Genomic DNA, 17,325 nt, shown 5'->3' with positions numbered 1-17,325 from the left:
CCAAGATGGTCGCCCTCGGCGCCGCCATGCGGAAACTCGCCCACATCTGCTTCGGTGTGTTCAAGAACCGTCGTCCCTACCAGCCCGATTACGCTTCCGCGGCTTGACGGGAAAGACGGTATCTTAGCGGTTCAAAATCTGGCTGGAGGCTGGAGGCTGGAGGCTGGAGGCTGGAGGCTGGAGGCTGGAGGCTGGATGCTTTCTCCCTCCCGCCCGCGGCCCGATCAGGCCGCGCTGGCGATGCGCGAGTGCATCAGACTGTCGTGGTCGGGCTCGCCGGGGAGGCGGGTGGGTTCCTGGCCGGACTGGACGTGGGTCGCAAGCAGGTCGATCGCGCGCTCGAAGTGTGCGACCACCTCGGGGTCGAACTGGTCGCCGGCATGGCGGGCGATCTCCTCGGCGGCGGTCTCGACGGGCATGCCGCGGCGATAGGGGCGGTCCGAGGTCATGGCGTCGAAGGCGTCGGCGACGGCGATGATGCGTGATTCGAGCGGGATCTGCCTGCCGTGCAGCCGGTTGGGGTAGCCGAGTCCATCGATGCGTTCGTGATGGTGGAGGACGATGCGGGCGACCTCGCGGAAGGTCGGCAGGCGCTGGAGGATGTCGAAGCCGATGCGCGGGTGGAGCTGGATCTGCAGCTTCTCGACCTCGGTGAGTCGACCGGGCTTGTTGAGGATGCCGTCGGGCACGCCGACCTTGCCGATGTCGTGCAGGTGAGCGGCGATGTGCAGCCGCTGATGGGTTCGGGCGGGCAGCGACATCTGCTCGGAGAGCAGCTCGGAGAACAGTGCCACCCGGAAGGAGTGCTCGGAGGTATAGGGATCGCGAGCATTGAGGGTGCTGATCACGACATCGATGACGTCATGGATGCGGACGAGTTCGGGGATCATCTGGGTCCTGGTGTGCAGGGACTGCGGGCGCGGCGGGGCCTGAGGCCCCGCCCCGGGGTCAGGCTGCCGAGCGCGTGGTGGCCGGTGGCGGCTCGACCAGATCGGCGATGGCGCGGGCGAAGGCGTCGACGCTGGAGCGTTCGAGCAGCACGCAGGGCTTGGCGGTGCGCTTGCAGAAGCGCTTGGTGCGCAGATAGGCGTCGTGGCTGCAGTTGTCGGCGGGACAGATCACCGCATCGGCCTTGGCGAGCAGCGATTCGAGCCGCTGGCGGTTGTCCTCCAGCCCGCCGTCATGGCGCAGCAGCTCGCCGTTGCAGCGTGCCACCAGGTTGCGATAGCGGCTGGCCAGCGAGCCGCGACCGCCGACACAGAGGATGCGCCGCCCGGCGAGGTCGGGTACCGAGTCGTCGGCGGCGGCGCAGCCACCGCAGCAGTCCTCCGGCTCGATCTGCGCGAAGCGCTGTTCGAGTCGTCGCAGCGCGTCCTCGCGCTGTGCCAGGCGCTCGGCGAGTTCGGTGCGGTGCTCGCGTTCGCGCTTGAGCTGTGCCTCCAGGGTCGCGACCCGGGCGCTGGCCTGGTCGGCGCGACGCCGCTCCTCGTCGAGGCTGGCCGAGCGCTCCTGGTCGCGCAGCGCGGCGAGTTCGCCCTCGGCGCGTTCGAGGGCGCGCTCGAGCCCCTGGTGCTGCTCGACCGTCTGTTCCAGTTGCTCGATGCGGGCCTCGCGCTCGGCGAGGCTGCGGTTGAGCCGGCGCTCGCGCTCGGCGGCGTTGCGCTGGGCGCGGTCGAGCTGGGCGCGGGTCTCGCGCAGCGCGCGCAGATCGGCGCCGAGCCCGGCACCGATCTGGTGCGAGAGCATGTGCACGTCCTCGTAGGCGCGCACGCAGAGCATGGCGTCGGCATGGGGGTGGGTCATCAGCGCCCAGAAGGCCCCGGGGATCTCACCCTCGGCGCGTGCCTGATCCCAGAGCGCGGCGACCTGTTCGCTGTCCTTGGCGCGGGCGAAGCGCTTGATCATCCGCGCGTGCTTGCGTTCGAGCGCCTTGTGGGTGGCCTGGGAGAGCGGCCCGCGTTGTTCGGCGGCGGCGACACAGCGCACATGGATGTCGAAGTCGCTGGCGCGCGCGTGCTGGCGCACCCCGCTCTTGCGCGCGATCTCGCGCAGCTCGTCGACGTGCAGACAGGTACCGATCACCGGACAGTGGAACTTGTGCGCGAGCTCCCACAGCTTGCGGCGCCGGCTTGATGGGCGCTGCCCCGGCTGCGGTGCTTCGAGTGGCGGCGCGATGACATTGGAGGACACGATGGACGGTCGGGACTCACACATGCCGGACTCCTTCGGCGTGGGTTGGCTCTGGGATGGAGTCAATAATAATTCTCATTAGCGAGAAAGCAAGGGGTTTCAGCTGACAGCGACCAGCCATCAGCCACCAGTTGCCAGCCATCAGATGCCGGAGAGGATGAACCGCAAAGAACGCGAAAGGGAACATGCGAGCGGCTTCCAGGCGTCGTCTGGCGACTGGGCGTCCCCGCATCGTCCTCCCTTCCCTGGGAACGACAGGCAGCCGTAAAGCCTCTCGTGCCCTGCGCCAGTCGTTGAGGTCAACGCTCACTGGTGGCTGGTCGCTGTCCCCTCCTTCCTCCTAGGGGGCGTCCTCCGCATTGTCCTCCCTTTCCTGGGAACGACAGACAGCAGTAAAGCCTCTCGTGCCCTGCGCCAGTCGTTGAGGTCAACGCTCACTGATGGCTGGTCGCTGGTGGCTGGCAACTGGTGGCTGTCCCCTCCTTGTTAACAGGCAGCCTCCGGTTTGCGGTCAACCTTGGCGATACGAGACGAGCCTGCTCCTCTCGCTGGCGGCTGACAGCAGAAAGCCTGTCTTCTCTTCGCGTTCTTCGCGGCTTTGCGGTTCACCCTCTCTGTCGACTGGCGACTGGAAGCTGGCCGCTACCCATTGCCATTGATATCTCGCATTTGAGAATCGTTATCGTTCCATTAACTTGGTCGGTCCTTTTCCAGATGCCCCTCCAAAGGAGGCCCGATCATGTCCCTCTCCCGTCCTCGGACGCTTGCGCTGTTGTGCGCGTTCGCTATCGCCCCGGCCCTGGCGCAGGAGGCGCCCCGGACGCAGGCAGACGACCATCACGGCACCATGCACGAGGTCGAGCTGCTGTCGCTGCCCCATACCCGGCTCCCGGTGGCGATCCTGGAGCTGCCCACTGAGCAGCGCGAGCGCATCCAGCGTGCGTTGTTGCAGGTCTATCCTGCGCGCATCATGCCTCGGATCGAGCAGGCCCAGTCGCTCGAACGACGGTTGCGCGCGGCGGTGCTCGAGCGTGGCGCGACGGTCGCGGAGCTGGCCCCCGAGCTCGACGAGCTGGCCCGGCTCGAGCGTGAGATCACCGAGCTGCGCATCGAGGCCCTGGGACGGCTGCGTGAGCTGACCAGCGCCGAGCAGTTCACCCGCCTGACCACGCCGGTAGCGGCGGAGGTCGCGCGATGAGCGATCCTCGTGTCCGTGGATCCCTGATGCTGGGGTTGGTCTGTGGCGCCGGGTTCGTCCCGGCGCTGGCCGATCCGGTCGTCGAGCTGGGGGCGATCAGTGTCACCGCCACCCGCTCTCAGACCTCGCTCGACCGGGTGCCGGCAGCGGTGCAGGTACTCGATCGCGACACCATCGAGCGGCACGACGCCAGTCGGCTCGGCGATGTGCTGCCGCTGGCCCAGGGTGTCCACCTGCAGCGCAGGGGGACCAACAAGACGGTCTCGATTCGCGGCTTCTCCAACGAGCAGACACTGATCCTGATCGACGGTCGACGGGTGGCCGCTGAGCCCTCGCAGCGCTACGAGCTCAGTCGTATCCCCTTGGCCGACGTCGAGCGCGTCGAGATCGTGCGCGGTCCGGGCAGCACCCTCTACGGCGCCGATGCGCTCGGCGGGGTGATCAACGTCATCACCCGCGACCCCACCGCGCCCCGGCTCGACTGGCGCGCCCGCTGCACCGGTTATGAACTCGACGACGGCTCGCGCTGCGAGGGCGATGTCTATGGCGTGATCACGCCGCTGCCCGGGCTCGGGGTGTCGCTCTCCGGGACGACGATCGATCAGGGCGAGGTCGCACTCGACGACGGCGAGACCCAGATCGAGCGCGAGCGCTTCAACCGCTTCGCGCTCGGCCTCGACTGGCGTCTCGCCCCGGACTGGCGGTTGGTGGCCGATCTCGCCCATCTGCAGAGCGACAGCGCCTACAGCACCTTGGCCGGCAAGGGCGGGCTGCAGCGCACCGACGAGGACGATACCCGCACCGACCTCGCGCTTGCGCTCGAGTACGACGACGGCGAGCGCGACGGGCGGCTGCGCGTCTATCGCTCCGAACTCGACAAGGATCGCGAGCTCAGTGATGAGTCCAGCGGTCGGCTGATCGACTTCGACGAGGTCGAGATGGTGCGCACGGTGGTCGAGGGGCAGTTCGGCTGGCGTCCCTGGGACGACCACCATCTCACCCTCGGCGCCGAGTACCGCCAGGAGGCCTTCGAGGGCAACACCATCGACAGCGGCGAGGGGGTCTACGAGGTCGAGCGTGACGGCATCCTCACCCTCGGCTCGGAGTCGACCATCGATTACTCGGCCTTCTATCTGCAGGACCAGTGGCAGGTCTCGTCGCGCCTGGAGCTGGTGCTCGGCGGTCGCTACGACGCCTCCGACCAGTTCGACGACCGCGCCACCGGCAGCCTCGGCGCCGTCTACAGGCTGTTCGACGGTGGCGATCGCGGGCTGCGGCTGCGCGCCCAGCTCGGCCAGGGCTATCGGGTGCCGACGGTGCGCGATCTCTATGTCGATGTCACCAAGCCGAAGTTCACCCGGCTCGGCAATCCCGACCTGGAGCCCGAGCAGTCGACCAGCCTGGACCTCGGGATCGAGGGACACTGGGGCGCCTGGCAGGCGAGCCTGGGGGTCTTTCGCAACTGGGTCGACGACCTGATCGATGTGCGCACCATCGATCGGCGCGCCGACGGCAAGCCGATCTATCAGTACGCCAACATCGGCACGGCGCTGCTGCAGGGCGTCGAGACCGCGCTCGACTGGCGCCCGAGCGCCGATCTCGGGGTCGGGCTGCAGTACAGCTATCTCGATGCCAACGACACCGAGGCCGATACCCGCCTCCAGGACCGGCCGCGCCATCGTCTGGTCGCCACCCTCGACTACGACTATCGCCCCTGGGATCTGGGGGTGAGCCTGGTCGGCGACTACAGCCTCGGGGTGCTCGACTCGGTCTCCGGGCGCGAGAAGGGCACCGGGGTGTGGAACCTCGACCTGTCGCGTCCGCTGGTCGCCGGGCTCGACCTGCGCCTCGGCGTCGACAACCTGTTCGACGTGCGCGACGACGACCTGCTGTTGGTCGGGCGCGCCGTCTATCTCGGGGTCGAGGGGCGGTTCTGAGCCGCCGCCGCGCGTCCTGTGGTGCTCAGCGCTCCGGCTGCGTCGGCCCGTGCGGGCCGACGCAGCTCGAGTCGACCGCGCGGCGCGACGCATCGCCGGTAGCGTGCCCCGGTGGATGGCTGCGACATGATTAGGTGAGTTCTGCTCTCGGGTATTGCGGTCATCGGTCCAATGGGCAATAATGATAACCGTTATCATCTAATTGTGAAGTCCGGCCATCCGCGCTGTCGCGCGTGCACCGGGCCTCGGGAGGTCTTCGCATGCGTCTTCACCTGTCACTCCTGCCGCCGATCGCCGTCATCGCCGCGCTGCTCTGCCTGATGCTGCTGCCCGAACACGGTGCCACCGGGGCGATGGCGCCGGGCGCCGAGGTCGTCGCGCAGGTGCGCCGATGAGCGCGGCGACGATGCTCGCCGACCCGGGTGACGCGGAGGCTGCGCCGGTGGCCTCCCGTCAGCTCGCCAACCTGGTCGGCGGCTGCTGGCGCATCGCCTGGTCGGGGGCCGCGTTCAGGGTCGGGCCGGTGCGGGTGGCGCGCTCCTCCGGGCTGGATGTGACCGCGGCGATCGCCGCCGCCGGGGTCGCCGCCCAGGTCTGGCAGGTCCGCGGCAGCGCCGCACGCGCGGCGCGGCTCGACCAGGTCGGGGGGCTGATCGATCGACGGCGCTTCGAGCAGGGCATCGCTGGCTGTCGCTCGGACTGTGAGCAGGCCGCCGCGGTCTGGTGCGAACCGAGTCGGCTGGTGCGTGCGGCCTGGCGCCAGGCGCTGGAATCCGATCTGCGCGGCGAGCCGCGCGGCGGGGTGGCGATCGACGCCCGTGGCGTGCGCTGGCTGGCGGTGTCGGTGAGCGCCGACCCGTTGCCCGAGCTGGCGCGTGCGCTGCGCATCCTGCAGCGCGGCGAGACCCTGGTGGTGGCGCTGCTGTTCGACGACCGTCGCCCCCAGGGGGTCGCGGTCGCCGCGCTCTGGTGCGCGTTGGCGCGCTGTCTGCCGCCCGGGGTGTTGAACGTGCTCTGTGGTCTGGGGCTGGAGCTGGGGGTGGCGCTGGTCGAGGCCGATCGGCGCGCCCGCTGCCCGGTGGCCCGTCAGCGTGCGCCGTTGGCGCGGCGTCCGGGGGCCGCGCCGCCGGCGCTGGCGGCGCTGTCCTGACGCCCTCGCCGGGCGCGCTCAGTGCGCGCGCAGCAACCGCGAGGAGTTGGCGAGGATGCCGAGGGTGTGGGTGACGTGGATCAGCCCGCCCATCGCCGGGCTGAGGACGCCGGCGGCACCGAGCGCGATGCCGGCGACGTCGGTGCCGACGGCGAGATAGTAGTTCTGGTCGGCGACGCGCAGGGTCTGGCGGCTGAGCGTGCGCAGCTCGGCGAGGTTGCCCATGGCGCTGTCGGCCAGGGCGATGTCGGCGACCTCGATGGCCACCTCCGAGCCGCCGCTGCCCATGGCGATGCCGATGTCGGCCTCGGCCAGCGCCAGGGCGTCGTTGACCCCGTCGCCGACCATCACCACGGCGCCGTGCTCGGCGCGCAGCGCGCGCACCACCTCGGCCTTGTCCTCGGGCAGGCGTCCGCCATGACAGCTGTCGAGTCCCAGCTCCTCGGCCAGGGCGGCGGCCACCCGCGGCTCGTCGCCGGAGATCAGCGCGATATGGCTGACGCCGTCGGCACGCAGTCGCGCCAGGGTCTCGTGGACCTCGGCGCGGAGTTGGTGACGGATGCCGATCACCCCCAGCGCCTTGCCGTCGAGGGCGACATAGACCGCGGTCAGGCCGGAGTCGATGAGCTGTTCGGCGGCGGCCTTGTAGCGGCGCAGCGAGACCTTGCCCGAGGCCATCATCCGCGCGTTGCCGACCAGCACCCGATGCTCGCCGATGCGGGCCTCCAGTCCGTGACCGAGCAGATGCTCGCTGATGCCGCAGGTGTCGGGCTCGATCCCCAGGGTCTCGGCGTGGCGGACGATGGCGTGGGCGAGCGCATGGGTGTTGTGGTGTTCGGCCGAGGCCGCCCAGTAGAGCAGGGCGTCCTCGTCGTCGCCGATCACGGTGGCGACCTCCGGGGTCTCGGTGGTGAGGGTGCCGGTCTTGTCGAAGCAGAGACAGGGCGCGGTGCCGACGCGCTCGAGATGGACGCCGCCCTTGATCAGCATCTGTCGCCGGGTGGCGCTGTGCAGCGCCGCGCTCACCGCGGTGGCGGCGGCGAGTACGGTCGAGCAGGGGCAGGACATCACCAGCATCACGGTGAGGGCGCGCTCGACGCTGCGGGTGAGTACCAGGGTGGCGAGGGTCGACAGGGTGCCGAGGCGCAGCAGCCGCGCGGCCAGCTCGTCGGCGCGCTGCTGCACCGGCGCCTTCTGATCGAGCGAGGCGTCGACCAGCGCGGCCATCCGCGCCAGATAGGTCGCCTCGCCGACACGTTCGGCGCGGATGCGGATGACGCCGCGCTCGATATAGCCGCCGGCGAAGACCGCGTCGCCGACCTGTTTGAACACCGGCTCCGAGCGCCCGCTGATGCTCGCCTCGTTGAGCTCGGCCTCGCCGTGCTCGATGACCCCGTCGATCGGGATCTTCTCGCCGGTGCGTACCACCACCCGGTCGCCCTCGCGTAGCTCGGCGACCGCGACCTGCAGCTCCTGACCGTCGACCCACACCCAGGCGTCCTTGACCGAGAGCGCGAGCATGCTGCGGATGGCGCGGCGCGAGCGGTTGGCGACGAAGCCCTCGAGCAGCTCGCCGCCGCGCAGCACCAGGATGATCTCGAAGGCGGTGAGCGCCTCGCCCATGAGGATGCCGAGCACCAGCGAGAAGGCGAGGAACTGATGGAGGCTGAAGCGGCGCTCGACGAAGGTCTCGTGCCAGGCGTCGCGCAGCAGCGGGATGGCCCCGGCCAGGGCGATCAGCCCGGTGGGGCTGAGCGGGTTCTGGGCGACCGGGCGCTTGAGCAGGTGCTCGCGGATCAGCACGTAGCCGAGATAGCCGGCGAGCAGCACCAGCGAGAGGATCCGTCCCAGCGTCGGCGTCTGGTCTTGCGCGCCGCGTTGGCAGCTGCGACAGCGGCCGTCCGCGGGGTCGCAGGTCAGCCGGGTGGGGTCGATGGGGCGGGCGATGATCGCCTCGAGATGGGCGCGGATGGTCTCGGGGTCGAGCCGCGAGTGGCCGTAGCGCACCACCAGCGAGGCGCAGCCGGGGTTGCAGGTGGCCTGCTCGACGCCGGGCACCGCGCCCAGCTCGTGCTCGATCCAGTCGGCGAGCGGGCGGTTGCGGGCCAGCGCGGGGATGCGTAGCCGGATGCGTCCCGGGATCTGGTGACGGATCTGGATCATCGGCAACGACTCCCGCACCGGCCGTGGTGCATGACTGAGGGTTCTTGTGAATGAGAATGGTTGCGCTTATCGCTGTGTAGTGCATTGCGATCGCGCAAGCGGCTCCTCACTGCCGTCTCAGGCGGCGCTCAGTGCGGGACGGATCTGCTCGATCCAGCGCGCCAGTCGGGCCTCGGTCAACCCCGGCTGGTTGTCCTCGTCGAGCACCAGCCCACAGAACTGGCCGTCGCCGAGATCGGCCTTGGAGGCCTCGTAGTCGTAACCCTCGGTCGGCCAGTAACCGATCAGCCGGGCGCCGCGCGCCGCGAGTTCGGCGTGGAACATCCCCAGGGCGTCGACGAAGACATCCGGGTAGCCCAGCTGGTCGCCGAGGCCGAAGAGCGCCACCGGGCGGTCGTTGAAGTCGACCGCGTCGAGCTGGTCGAGAAAGCGTTCGAGCGCATAGGGGTAGTCGCCGTAGCCGACCGTGGGGGTGCCGAAGATCAGCGCGCGATGGCTGTCGATCAGTGCCGCGTCGCTCTCGTCGAACGGGTGCAGCGCCAGGGTGTCGGGAGAGAAGTGATGGTGCTGGATGCGCTGGGCGATGGTCTCGGTGGTGCCGGTGTCGGTGGCGAAGAAGAGTCCGATCTGCTGCATTGCAAGGGTCTCCATGACTGGGCGGTTGGTGTGCCGGTGGCGGTCGTGACGGCCACCGGCAGCGGGTCACAGCCCGAGGACCCAGGTCACCAGGGTGTCGATGTCGGCGTCGCTGACGTGCGCGTTCGGTGGCATCGGCATGTCGCCCCAGACGCCCACGCCCCCCTGCTTGACCTTGGCGACCAGCTTGGCCTTGGCATCCGCCTGACCGCGATACTTGGCGGCGATGTCGCGGTAGGCCGGGCCGATGATCTTGCTGTCGACCTGATGGCAGACCAGGCAGCCGCTCTGCTGGGCCAGCTCCGGGCTGGCGTTGGCGAAGGGGGCGGCGAGCAGGAGCGAGAGGGCAAGACCGTGACGGAGGGATGGGGTCAGACTGCGCATGGTTGGATCCTTCGGGGAAGGGGTCGATGGGGTGGGCCCGGTCGTGCCGGCCTGTCCGTGGAGGTGGTCGGACTGGTCGGTGCCGGGCCCTGTTGCTCGGGGCGAGCATAGGTCGATCGTCTTTTTAATGCAAATGCTAAGTGTTCGCATTAGCTTTTGCGTCGGGCCTGATCGCGATCGCGCTCAACGCAGCGCGAAGTCGATGGGCACCTGGATCGTGAGCCGATCGCGCGCGATCTCCGCCGGTGGGCGTGGCATCGGGTTGGCGCGCTGGAGCATCGCCTTGACCTCGGCGTCGAGCAACGGGTGGCCGGAGCTGGAGACGATGCGGTGCGCGACCAGCCGTCCCTGACGGTCGATGGTGAAGGAGATCTCGACTCGCCCCTGCTGGCGCAGCCGTCGGGCCTGGCGCGGATAGCGTTTGTGACGATCGAGCCAGTGAGCGAGCTTGCCGTAGTAGTTGCCGCTGCGCACCGTGCCCGAGCCGCCGCCTCCTCCGCCGCTGCCCTGGCTGCTGCCCTTGGCGCTGCCCTGGCCGGAGCCGGTGCCGCCGGGGGCGCGATGCACCGGCTGCTCGGTGCGTGGTGGTTGCGACCTCGCTTGGGGCTTGGGTTGCGGCTTGGGCGTGGGCTTGACCGGTTTCGGCTTGGGCTTGGGCGGCTCGGGTTCGAGTTCGCGCACCGGCACCAGCTCGGCTTGGGCGACCGGGGTCAACGGGGTCAGGGCCGGTGTGGCCGCCGGGATCGGTGCCGGCGCGGCCAGTGGCGCGGCGCTCGCCGGCTCGGCGGCGGGGCCGGGGAGCCCGCCGAGTGCGATCTCGTAGGGGATGACCGCCACGGGTTCGGGCTGGCTCGGGCGGGTCAGCGCCATCAGCAGCGACCCGTGCAGCAGCAGCGCCAGCGCCGCCGCCGCCAGCCAGTGTCGGGATCGGATCTCCATCAGCTCGCTTGCGTCGCCAGTAGGGTGATGTGTTCGATGCCGAGCTCGCGCAGCAGCGTCAGGGTCTCCTGGAGCTGGCGGGAGCTGAGTCGGGCATCGGCCTTGATGCGCAGCTCGCCGCTGGGCACGGCCTGGTGCCAGGCGGCGAGCCGTTGCTGCAGCGCGGCGGCGGCGAGCGCCGTGCCGTCGAGCGCGAGTGCGCCGTCGGCGGCGATCAGCAGGGTGCGCTGCTCGGGCTGGGGCGCCAGCGCCTCCGGGGCCTCGGTCGAGTGCGGCGGCTCGATCTCGATCGGGTCGCTGGGGGCGATGCGCCCGGCGAGCATGAAGAAGATCAGCATCAGGAAGATGACGTTGATCAGCGGGATCAGCTGATCGTCGCCGCTGGGTCGCTGATGGCGATGAGCGAACTTCATTGCAGTCGCACCTCCGGGGCGCCGGCCGCGACCAGACGGTCGATGGTGGAGACGATGGTCTGCAGTTCGACCTCGGGGTCGGACTGGATCACCACGATCAGTTCGGGATCGCGGTCGAGCGCCTCGACGACACGCCGTTCGAGTTGTGGCGGGGTGAGCGGTTCGCCGCCGAGATCGAGCCGGGCGTCGGCATGCAGTCGCACCAGCATCGCCGCGCGCGCCGCGCTCGGTGCCGTCGCGCCGACCTTGGCGCCGCGCGCGTCGAGCGCGAGCGCGCGCCACTGATCGAAGTGCGAGGCGAGCATGAAGAACAGCAGCAGGATGAACACCACGTCGATCAGCGGGGTCAGCGAAATCGGGTTGCGCCGAACGCGCCGGGCGAGGTCAAGACGCATACTCGACCCTGGGCGTGATCAGCGCCGCTGCTCCGGTCTCGGGGGCAGGGTCGACGGGCGCGCGTGCCGCTGTCTGCTCGGGGATCGCGGCCTCGTCCTCGGCACCGGCGAGATCGCGGGTGAACACCCGGGTGACGGCATCCTCCATGCGATGACCGCAGCGCTCGACACGACGCTCCAGCCAGCTGTGCGCGATCACCACCGGAATCGCCAGGGTGAGGCCGGCGGCGGTGGTCAGCAGCGCCTGCCAGATGCCGCCGGAGAGGATCGAGGGGTCGACCTGAGCGCCGGCCTGCTCGAGCTGACGGAAGGCCTCGATCATGCCGAGCACGGTGCCGAGCAGGCCGAGCAGCGGGCTGAGCGCGGCGATGATCTCCAGCGCGCGCAGATGGCTGCGCAGCTGCTCGAGCTGGAGGCTGGCGACGCGGGCGATCTCCTCGCGCAGCAGCGTCAGGTCGAGCTTGGGATGTCGCAGCCCGACCAGCGCCAGATGGACCACCCGCGAGACCGGCTGCGGGCGCTCCTCGAGCTTGCGCAGCGCGCCGTGGACGTCGCGTTGGTGCCACAGCAGCAGCGCCTCGTCGACCGGGGCGCGGGCGTCGATGCGCAGCCGCGCGAACTGCCACAGCTTGACCAGGATGATGGCTGCGGCCACCACCGAGAGCACGGCGAGACTCGCCAGCACCGGACCGCCGACCTCGGTGAACACACTCAGCCGCTCCTGCGCCACTCCGATCAGCCCCGCCCAGGGCGAGGGGTCGACGAGGGCGGTGGGGTCGACGGCGGTCGCGGCGTCGGCGGCGGCCGTGGGCTCGATGTCCGGGGCGGGCGTCGTGGCGGCGCTCTCCAGGGATGCGTCCGGGGCCTCGGTGATCGGGGTCGGCTGCTCGGTGGCGGTGGTCGCGGGTGGGGTCATGGTATCCAGTCCTGCGCGCGTGGCGCTCACTTGAAGAGTTTCGTGGAGAGGCGCGAGCTGGGCTCGATGCGCTGGAGACAGTCGGTGAGCGTGCCCTCGGCGCTGGAGCAGGCACCGATGCCGTTGACGAGGATGCGTCCGATCTGCTCGCAGCGGGTGTCGGCCACCTCGAACAGCTTGACGCTGGTCTTGCCGGCGGCGAGGGGCGCGGCCTCGAGGGCGAGTCGCTGCTGGATCAGGCCCTGGTCGTCGAACAGCACCAGTTCGAGCTGCAGACTGGTGAGATCGACGGCGGTGCGGTTGCCGAAGACCAGGTAGGTGACGCAGGCGTCGGCGCGTTGCTCGAGCTTGTTGAGCTCGACCTCGAGACCGCCCTCCGGTGGCGTGGCGGCCTGGGCTGGGGCACAAAAAAGGGTAGTGACGAGCGCGAGCGCGCTCGGGATCCGGGAGCTCTGGGTCATGGTGTGGACTCGGGGTTAGCAATCCTTGCAATCAAGATGCGTTCTCATTATCACTATAAACCAGCCCGTTGGTAGGGGCAACGCACGGGCTTGCGGTGCCTTGGGGGACGTAGCAAGATGAGATGCAATCAGCGCACGCGGCCGAGGGAACTGCCGGTATGGATTGGAGGATCAGCGCGATCGCCGAGGAGGCGGTCGATGCACGAGGGATCGACGGGCAGCATCGCGTGCGCCCACGTCCGGCATCGCTTCGATGCGCCCCCTGTTGTGTGCTTCCACCGCCGGCATTGCGCCGGGCGATCTGTCGAGCCGTATCCGCTGGCGGCCCTCGCGGCAGGTCCGCCGCGGTGGCGCGAGGGGCGGGGGGATCAGCGTCGGCGCACGGCGCGACCCGTCCACCACCAGTAGAGCGCGGCGAGCAGCCCGATCCAGGCCGCCGCGAGCCAGCCGATGGTGCCGTCGTAGTCGCCGGCGAGGAAGGCCAGGGACGCGCCCGGGTCGCCGTCGGTGAGCTGGCGCGTGACCTGGATCACCAGCACCCAGCCGGCATGCAGCCCGATGCACCAGCCGATGTGACCGCTGCGCTCGCGCACCAGGGCGAGGAACACCCCGACCATGAACAGCGCCACCATGGAGTCGAGGTGGTGCCACTGGAACAGGTCGATGAAGACGTGGCTGAACATGTACCACAGCCCGGCGGCATCGAGCGCCATCCCCGGCGGCAGTTCACCGGGCTTCATGAAGTGCAGCACCGCGTAGAGTCCGGCGCTCCACAGCACCGCCGAGCGCACCCCGCTGTCGCGACGGATGGCGGCGTAGAGCGCGCCGCGGAAGAAGGCCTCCTCCAGCAGCCCGATCAGCAGACCGCCGATCAGCGCCTGCAGCGCCCGCGAGGCGAGCGCCGCCCAGCCCGGTGGGGTCGGGTCGGGGATGCGGATGCCGAGTCCGAGCAGTGCCAGCGCCAGCGCCAGCAGGATGGCGACGCCGAGCACCCAGCCCTGCCAGACGGTACGGTGCAACCGTGCCGCCGGGTGGTCGAGGCCGAGCGCCGCGCGCGTGTTCAGCCGCAGCGCGATCAGCAGCGGCCACAGCCCGAGCAGGATGAACACCTGCGCCAGCCGGCCCATCACCCGCTGGGTCTCGTAGTCGATCCAGCCGGTCTGCATCAGCGGGCCGGTGAGCAGCGCGGCGAGCGCGAGACAGACGAAGAGATAGAGGAAGAACAACGAGGTGGCACGCATGGTAGGCTTCGGTGGCTGAGGCGTCGGGCCATTGTCGGCAAAACCCGGTGCCTCCGCAAAGTCGTGCCGACCTCCCGAACGGATCCAACAGATGACCCCAGATCGACCCGCCACCCCCGAACTCGTGCTGGTGGCCGCGGTGGCCGACAACGACGTGATCGGTCGCGACAACGCGCTGCCCTGGCACCTGCCCGCGGATCTCGCCCACTTCAAGGCGCTCACCCTCGATCGTCCCATCGTCATGGGGCGGCGCACCTGGGAGTCGCTGCCCGGGCTGCTGCCGCGCCGCCGTCATCTGGTGCTCACACACGACCGCCACTATCGCGCCGAGGGCGCCGAGGTGGTGCACTCGCTCGATGCGGCGATCGCTGCCGCTGGCGCGGTCGAGCAGCTGATGATCGTCGGCGGCGCGCGGGTCTATGCCGAGGCGCTGGCGCGCGCCGGGCGCATCCAGCTCACCCGGGTGCATGCCGAGGTCGCGGGCGATGCCCGCTTCCCGACGCTCGATCCTGCGCAGTGGCGCGAGGTGGCACGCCACGAGCGCCCGGCCGATGCGCGCAACCGTCATGCGATGAGCTTCGTCGAGCTGGAGCGGGTGGCCGACTAGTCGCCCTTGCCCGGGCGCAGATAGCCCCGGCAGTCGAGCTGGATCGGCGCCGAGGGGCCTTCCGGGTCGAGCCGCACCGCGGTCAGTGCGCCGCCCCACAGACAGCCGCTGTCGAGCGCCCAGGTGTTGTCGCCGGCGCGATAGCCGAGTGTCGACCAGTGGCCGAAGAGGATGCGGCTGGCGGCGCTGCGCCGGCCCGGCACCTGGAACCAGGGCAGCAGCCCGGGCGACTGGGCGCCGAGCGCGCCCTTCTCCTTGAGCGCCAGGGTACCGTCGGCGGCGCAGTAGCGCAGCCGGGTGAAGGCGTTGGTGATGAAACGCCAGCGCTCGGTACCGCTCAGGGTGCTCGACCAGCGCGCCGGTTGGTTGCCGTACATGGCGCGGAAGAAGTCGCGATGCCGGGGGCCGCGCAGCACCCCTTCGAGCTCGGCGGCGCAGTCCAGGGCCTCGGTCAGATCCCACTGCGGCGCCAGCCCGGCGTGGACCATGGCGTAGCCGAGCGCGGCGTCGTGATGGAGCAGCGGGCGGTGGCGCAGCCAGTCGAGCAGGACGTCGCGATCGGGGGCGTCGAGCACCGCGCCCAGGGTGCTCTTGCCGGCGTGCTTGCGGTTGCCGGCGGCGAGTGCGAGCAGGTGCAGATCGTGGTTGCCGAGCACCACGACCGCGCGCTCGCCGAGCCCGCGCACGAAGCGCAGCACCGCGAGCGAGTCCGGTCCGCGGTTGACCAGGTCGCCGGCGAACCACAGCCGGTCGTGCGCCGGGTCGAACGCCAGGCGCTCGAGCAGCGCCATCAATTCGCTGTGGCAGCCCTGGACGTCGCCGATGGCATAGGTGGCCATGGGCGATCAGTGCAGGGTGGTGATCGAGGCCAGCGAGAAGGCCGGGATGGTGGCCTCGAAGCGGGTGCCGGCGGCGTCGATCATGCCGTAGCTGCCGTGCATGCTGCCGAGCGGGGTGGGGAGTACGGTGCCGCTGGTGTACTCGTAGCGCTCGCCGGGTTCGAGTCGCGGCTGTTCGCCGACCACGCCCTGGCCGCGGACCTCCTGCGCGTTGCCGTCGGCATCGGTGATGATCCAGTGGCGGTCGAGCAGTTGTGCCGCCTCGTCACCGAGGTTCTCGATGATGATGGTATAGGCGAACACATAGTGCCCTTCATCGGGCGATGAGCGCTCGGGCAGATAACGGCTGTTGGCGGAGATTTTGATTGCGGGTTCGGACACTGGGATCTCCCTAGCAGACAAGCCTGTCTTGGGTACGTGATAATAGTTGCACGGGCGCACGGAGCAATCCGGATCGATTTGGGTTGCCGATTACCATTCCAATAATTTCATGATCTTCTAAACTTTTACTCACAGTTTACTGGAAATGATCCCCGGTATGTCCCTCAACGCCAAACGCCGTCGCCGGAAGCCCGATTTGTTCTCGATCCTCCTGGTCGCCGTCACCATCGGGATGTCCGTGACGCTCGCGTATCAGGTCAATCTCTATCACGGCTCGGGTGAGTTGCCGCTCGCCAAGCAGACGCCGCCAGCCGACAGTGTCGGCGGTTGACCGGGGCCTCCCGCGGGACGCCCCGGTGAACCGGCCACCCGACCCCTTCCAGTCAGGTCTCGTTCGATGTCCTCTTCCTCCCAATCCAGACTCCGCGTCGCCGTCATCGGCGTCGGTTATCTCGGGCGCTTCCATGCCCTGATCTACTCCCGTCACCCCGAGGTCGACTTGGTCGGCGTGGTCGATGCCGACCCGGCGCGCGCGCGCGCCATCGCCGATGAGGCCGGCTGCGCCGTGTTCGCCGACGCCGCGGCGCTGATCGCCCACGGGGTCGACGCGGTCAGCGTGGTGGTGCCGACCACCGCGCACCTCGAGGCAGCCGCCCCCTTCCTCTCGCGCGGTATCCACGTACTGCTGGAGAAGCCGATCGCCACCACCGCCGAGGAGGGCCGCGAGCTGGTGCGCCTGGCCGAGGAGAACGGCGCGACCCTGCAGATCGGTCATGTCGAGCGTTTCAACGCCGGGGTGATGGCGCTCGCCCAGCGTATCGAGGCGCCGCGCTATATCGAGGCGCAGCGCATGGGCGGGTTCGTCGAGCGCGCCACCGATGTCGACGTGGTCTCCGATCTGATGATCCACGACATCGACATCATCCTCTCGCTGATCAGCGCCGAGATCAGCCACATCTCGGCGGTCGGCACCTCGGTGCTCACCGAGCACGTCGACATCGCCAACGCCCGGCTCGAGTTCACCAACGGCGCGGTGGCCAACGTCGTCGCCAGCCGCGTCTCGGAGCGCACCACGCGCCGCATCCGGGTGTTCCAGCCGCGTCGCTATCTCGCCCTCGACTTCATCGCCCAGACCATCGACATCGCCGCGCCGCATCAGGTCGAGGGCGAGCCGCGTCCGCGCATCGAGCGCGAGCGGGTGCAGGTCGAGGCGGTCAAGCCGCTCGACTGCGAGATCGCCGCCTTCGTCGAGACGGTGCGTGGCGGTGGCGCGCCGCTGGTCGACGGGCGCACCGGACTCAAGGCGCTCGAGGTCGCGCTCGAGGTGCGCGCCCGCATCGGCGCCTGAGCCGCGCCTCCCGGCGGTTCGGGTCGGCCTCTAGCGGCAGCGCGACCAGCCTCCGCTAAGGAAGGCTGTAAGCCCGGGCGCGACGGTCGATGGGCATGCGGCCCCGGTGGCGTCCGCCACCGGGGCC

At 69.8% G+C, this 17,325-nt stretch carries 20 protein-coding genes and 1 pseudogene; 8 read left to right on the top strand and 13 right to left on the bottom strand.

Annotated elements, in window-relative coordinates; all coding sequences use genetic code 11:
• Positions 1–107 (top strand): annotated as a pseudogene (locus EBL85_RS14475) (IS110 family transposase); the annotation flags it as partial.
• Between the two features lie 117 nt (positions 108–224).
• Here the strand turns inward: EBL85_RS14475 and EBL85_RS14470 are convergent.
• Together EBL85_RS14470 and EBL85_RS14465 are read right to left on the bottom strand one after the other, a co-directional pair.
• The gene (locus EBL85_RS14470; RefSeq protein WP_223806160.1) at positions 225–890 is read right to left on the bottom strand and encodes an HD-GYP domain-containing protein; all 666 of its coding nucleotides are present in this window, start codon (positions 888–890) and stop codon (positions 225–227) included.
• Between the two features lie 58 nt (positions 891–948).
• On the bottom strand, positions 949–2,214 hold the full coding sequence (locus EBL85_RS14465; RefSeq protein WP_123143271.1) for a DUF2325 domain-containing protein: 1,266 nt from the start codon (positions 2,212–2,214) through the stop codon (positions 949–951).
• Positions 2,215–2,929: 715 nt separating this feature from the next.
• On the opposite strand from EBL85_RS14465, the gene EBL85_RS14460 reads away from it, so the two are divergent.
• From EBL85_RS14460 to EBL85_RS14450, 4 genes are all read left to right on the top strand, one after another.
• Entirely contained in the window at positions 2,930–3,388 is a 459-nt protein-coding gene (locus EBL85_RS14460) for a hypothetical protein (protein WP_148040312.1), read from the top strand.
• On the top strand, positions 3,385–5,325 hold the full coding sequence (locus EBL85_RS14455) for a TonB-dependent siderophore receptor (protein ID WP_123143270.1): 1,941 nt from the start codon (positions 3,385–3,387) through the stop codon (positions 5,323–5,325). Before EBL85_RS14460 ends, EBL85_RS14455 begins: the two co-directional genes overlap by 4 nt.
• Positions 5,326–5,585: 260 nt before the next feature.
• Entirely contained in the window at positions 5,586–5,720 is a 135-nt protein-coding gene (locus EBL85_RS17565) for a hypothetical protein (RefSeq protein WP_255419403.1), read from the top strand.
• Entirely contained in the window at positions 5,717–6,475 is a 759-nt protein-coding gene (locus EBL85_RS14450) for a hypothetical protein (protein WP_148040558.1), read from the top strand. The genes EBL85_RS17565 and EBL85_RS14450 overlap by 4 nt, the downstream gene beginning before the upstream one ends.
• An 18-nt stretch (positions 6,476–6,493) precedes the next feature.
• On the opposite strand, the gene EBL85_RS14445 is transcribed toward EBL85_RS14450, so the two are convergent.
• From EBL85_RS14445 to EBL85_RS14405, 9 genes are all read right to left on the bottom strand, one after another.
• On the bottom strand, positions 6,494–8,638 hold the full coding sequence (locus tag EBL85_RS14445) for a cation-translocating P-type ATPase (protein WP_123143268.1): 2,145 nt from the start codon (positions 8,636–8,638) through the stop codon (positions 6,494–6,496).
• Between the two features lie 117 nt (positions 8,639–8,755).
• Positions 8,756–9,274 carry a flavodoxin gene (locus EBL85_RS14440; protein WP_005222865.1) on the bottom strand — a complete coding sequence of 173 codons (519 nt, stop codon included), beginning with the start codon at positions 9,272–9,274 and terminating at the stop codon, positions 8,756–8,758.
• Between the two features lie 66 nt (positions 9,275–9,340).
• Positions 9,341–9,658, bottom strand: coding sequence for a c-type cytochrome (locus EBL85_RS14435; RefSeq protein WP_062272925.1), 318 nt, complete (start codon positions 9,656–9,658; stop codon positions 9,341–9,343).
• A gap of 183 nt (positions 9,659–9,841) precedes the next feature.
• Complete coding sequence (locus EBL85_RS14430; RefSeq protein WP_123143267.1) at positions 9,842–10,597, bottom strand: energy transducer TonB; 756 nt, start codon at positions 10,595–10,597, stop codon at positions 9,842–9,844.
• Positions 10,597–11,010, bottom strand: a complete 414-nt coding sequence (locus EBL85_RS14425) for a biopolymer transporter ExbD (RefSeq protein WP_123141571.1) — start codon at positions 11,008–11,010, stop codon at positions 10,597–10,599. The genes EBL85_RS14430 and EBL85_RS14425 overlap by 1 nt, the downstream gene beginning before the upstream one ends.
• Positions 11,007–11,405, bottom strand: a complete 399-nt coding sequence (locus EBL85_RS14420; RefSeq protein ID WP_123143266.1) for a biopolymer transporter ExbD — start codon at positions 11,403–11,405, stop codon at positions 11,007–11,009. Before EBL85_RS14420 ends, EBL85_RS14425 begins: the two co-directional genes overlap by 4 nt.
• Positions 11,395–12,321 (bottom strand): MotA/TolQ/ExbB proton channel family protein, encoded by a 927-nt coding sequence (locus EBL85_RS14415; RefSeq protein ID WP_123143265.1) that lies wholly within the window; start codon positions 12,319–12,321, stop codon positions 11,395–11,397. Before EBL85_RS14415 ends, EBL85_RS14420 begins: the two co-directional genes overlap by 11 nt.
• Before the next feature lie 26 nt (positions 12,322–12,347).
• The gene (locus tag EBL85_RS14410; RefSeq protein ID WP_123141573.1) at positions 12,348–12,782 is read right to left on the bottom strand and encodes a Tat pathway signal sequence domain protein; all 435 of its coding nucleotides are present in this window, start codon (positions 12,780–12,782) and stop codon (positions 12,348–12,350) included.
• A 368-nt stretch (positions 12,783–13,150) separates the two neighbouring features.
• Positions 13,151–14,023, bottom strand: coding sequence for a CPBP family intramembrane glutamic endopeptidase (locus tag EBL85_RS14405; RefSeq protein ID WP_123143264.1), 873 nt, complete (start codon positions 14,021–14,023; stop codon positions 13,151–13,153).
• Positions 14,024–14,114: 91 nt separating this feature from the next.
• On the opposite strand from EBL85_RS14405, the gene EBL85_RS14400 reads away from it, so the two are divergent.
• Positions 14,115–14,630 carry a dihydrofolate reductase gene (locus EBL85_RS14400; protein WP_123143263.1) on the top strand — a complete coding sequence of 172 codons (516 nt, stop codon included), beginning with the start codon at positions 14,115–14,117 and terminating at the stop codon, positions 14,628–14,630.
• On the opposite strand, the gene EBL85_RS14395 is transcribed toward EBL85_RS14400, so the two are convergent.
• Both EBL85_RS14395 and apaG read right to left on the bottom strand, forming a co-directional pair.
• Positions 14,627–15,469, bottom strand: coding sequence for a symmetrical bis(5'-nucleosyl)-tetraphosphatase (locus tag EBL85_RS14395; RefSeq protein ID WP_123143262.1), 843 nt, complete (start codon positions 15,467–15,469; stop codon positions 14,627–14,629). The genes EBL85_RS14400 and EBL85_RS14395 overlap by 4 nt on opposite strands.
• A gap of 6 nt (positions 15,470–15,475) precedes the next feature.
• Positions 15,476–15,850: a Co2+/Mg2+ efflux protein ApaG gene (gene apaG, locus EBL85_RS14390; RefSeq protein ID WP_123143261.1), complete on the bottom strand. Its 375-nt coding sequence runs from the start codon at positions 15,848–15,850 to the stop codon at positions 15,476–15,478.
• Between the two features lie 157 nt (positions 15,851–16,007).
• Between apaG and EBL85_RS17230 the strand changes: the two genes are divergently transcribed.
• Both EBL85_RS17230 and EBL85_RS14385 read left to right on the top strand, forming a co-directional pair.
• Entirely contained in the window at positions 16,008–16,181 is a 174-nt protein-coding gene (locus tag EBL85_RS17230; RefSeq protein WP_165913414.1) for a hypothetical protein, read from the top strand.
• Positions 16,182–16,247: 66 nt separating this feature from the next.
• The gene (locus EBL85_RS14385) at positions 16,248–17,198 is read left to right on the top strand and encodes a Gfo/Idh/MocA family protein (RefSeq protein ID WP_123143260.1); all 951 of its coding nucleotides are present in this window, start codon (positions 16,248–16,250) and stop codon (positions 17,196–17,198) included.
• The last annotated feature ends 127 nt before the right edge of the window (positions 17,199–17,325 follow it).

The organism is Marichromatium sp. AB32, from assembly GCF_003718675.1.
Classification (GTDB): Bacteria; Pseudomonadota; Gammaproteobacteria; order Chromatiales; family Chromatiaceae; genus Marichromatium; species Marichromatium gracile.
This window is presented reverse-complemented; position numbering and strand designations above follow the sequence as displayed.

Coding starts and splice junctions, on each gene's coding strand:
- EBL85_RS14395 (WP_123143262.1), bottom strand. CDS start 15,469: ATGGCCACCTATGCCATCGGCGACGTCCAGGGCTGCCACAGCGAATTG.
- EBL85_RS14410 (WP_123141573.1), bottom strand. CDS start 12,782: ATGACCCAGAGCTCCCGGATCCCGAGCGCGCTCGCGCTCGTCACTACC.
- EBL85_RS14440 (WP_005222865.1), bottom strand. CDS start 9,274: ATGCAGCAGATCGGACTCTTCTTCGCCACCGACACCGGCACCACCGAG.
- EBL85_RS14430 (WP_123143267.1), bottom strand. CDS start 10,597: ATGGAGATCCGATCCCGACACTGGCTGGCGGCGGCGGCGCTGGCGCTG.
- EBL85_RS14425 (WP_123141571.1), bottom strand. CDS start 11,010: ATGAAGTTCGCTCATCGCCATCAGCGACCCAGCGGCGACGATCAGCTG.
- EBL85_RS14470 (WP_223806160.1), bottom strand. CDS start 890: ATGATCCCCGAACTCGTCCGCATCCATGACGTCATCGATGTCGTGATC.
- EBL85_RS14445 (WP_123143268.1), bottom strand. CDS start 8,638: ATGATCCAGATCCGTCACCAGATCCCGGGACGCATCCGGCTACGCATC.
- EBL85_RS14465 (WP_123143271.1), bottom strand. CDS start 2,214: ATGTGTGAGTCCCGACCGTCCATCGTGTCCTCCAATGTCATCGCGCCG.
- EBL85_RS14455 (WP_123143270.1), top strand. CDS start 3,385: ATGAGCGATCCTCGTGTCCGTGGATCCCTGATGCTGGGGTTGGTCTGT.
- EBL85_RS17230 (WP_165913414.1), top strand. CDS start 16,008: ATGTCCCTCAACGCCAAACGCCGTCGCCGGAAGCCCGATTTGTTCTCG.
- EBL85_RS14450 (WP_148040558.1), top strand. CDS start 5,717: ATGAGCGCGGCGACGATGCTCGCCGACCCGGGTGACGCGGAGGCTGCG.
- EBL85_RS14405 (WP_123143264.1), bottom strand. CDS start 14,023: ATGCGTGCCACCTCGTTGTTCTTCCTCTATCTCTTCGTCTGTCTCGCG.
- EBL85_RS14400 (WP_123143263.1), top strand. CDS start 14,115: ATGACCCCAGATCGACCCGCCACCCCCGAACTCGTGCTGGTGGCCGCG.
- EBL85_RS14460 (WP_148040312.1), top strand. CDS start 2,930: ATGTCCCTCTCCCGTCCTCGGACGCTTGCGCTGTTGTGCGCGTTCGCT.
- EBL85_RS14435 (WP_062272925.1), bottom strand. CDS start 9,658: ATGCGCAGTCTGACCCCATCCCTCCGTCACGGTCTTGCCCTCTCGCTC.
- EBL85_RS14420 (WP_123143266.1), bottom strand. CDS start 11,405: ATGCGTCTTGACCTCGCCCGGCGCGTTCGGCGCAACCCGATTTCGCTG.
- EBL85_RS14415 (WP_123143265.1), bottom strand. CDS start 12,321: ATGACCCCACCCGCGACCACCGCCACCGAGCAGCCGACCCCGATCACC.
- EBL85_RS14385 (WP_123143260.1), top strand. CDS start 16,248: ATGTCCTCTTCCTCCCAATCCAGACTCCGCGTCGCCGTCATCGGCGTC.
- EBL85_RS17565 (WP_255419403.1), top strand. CDS start 5,586: ATGCGTCTTCACCTGTCACTCCTGCCGCCGATCGCCGTCATCGCCGCG.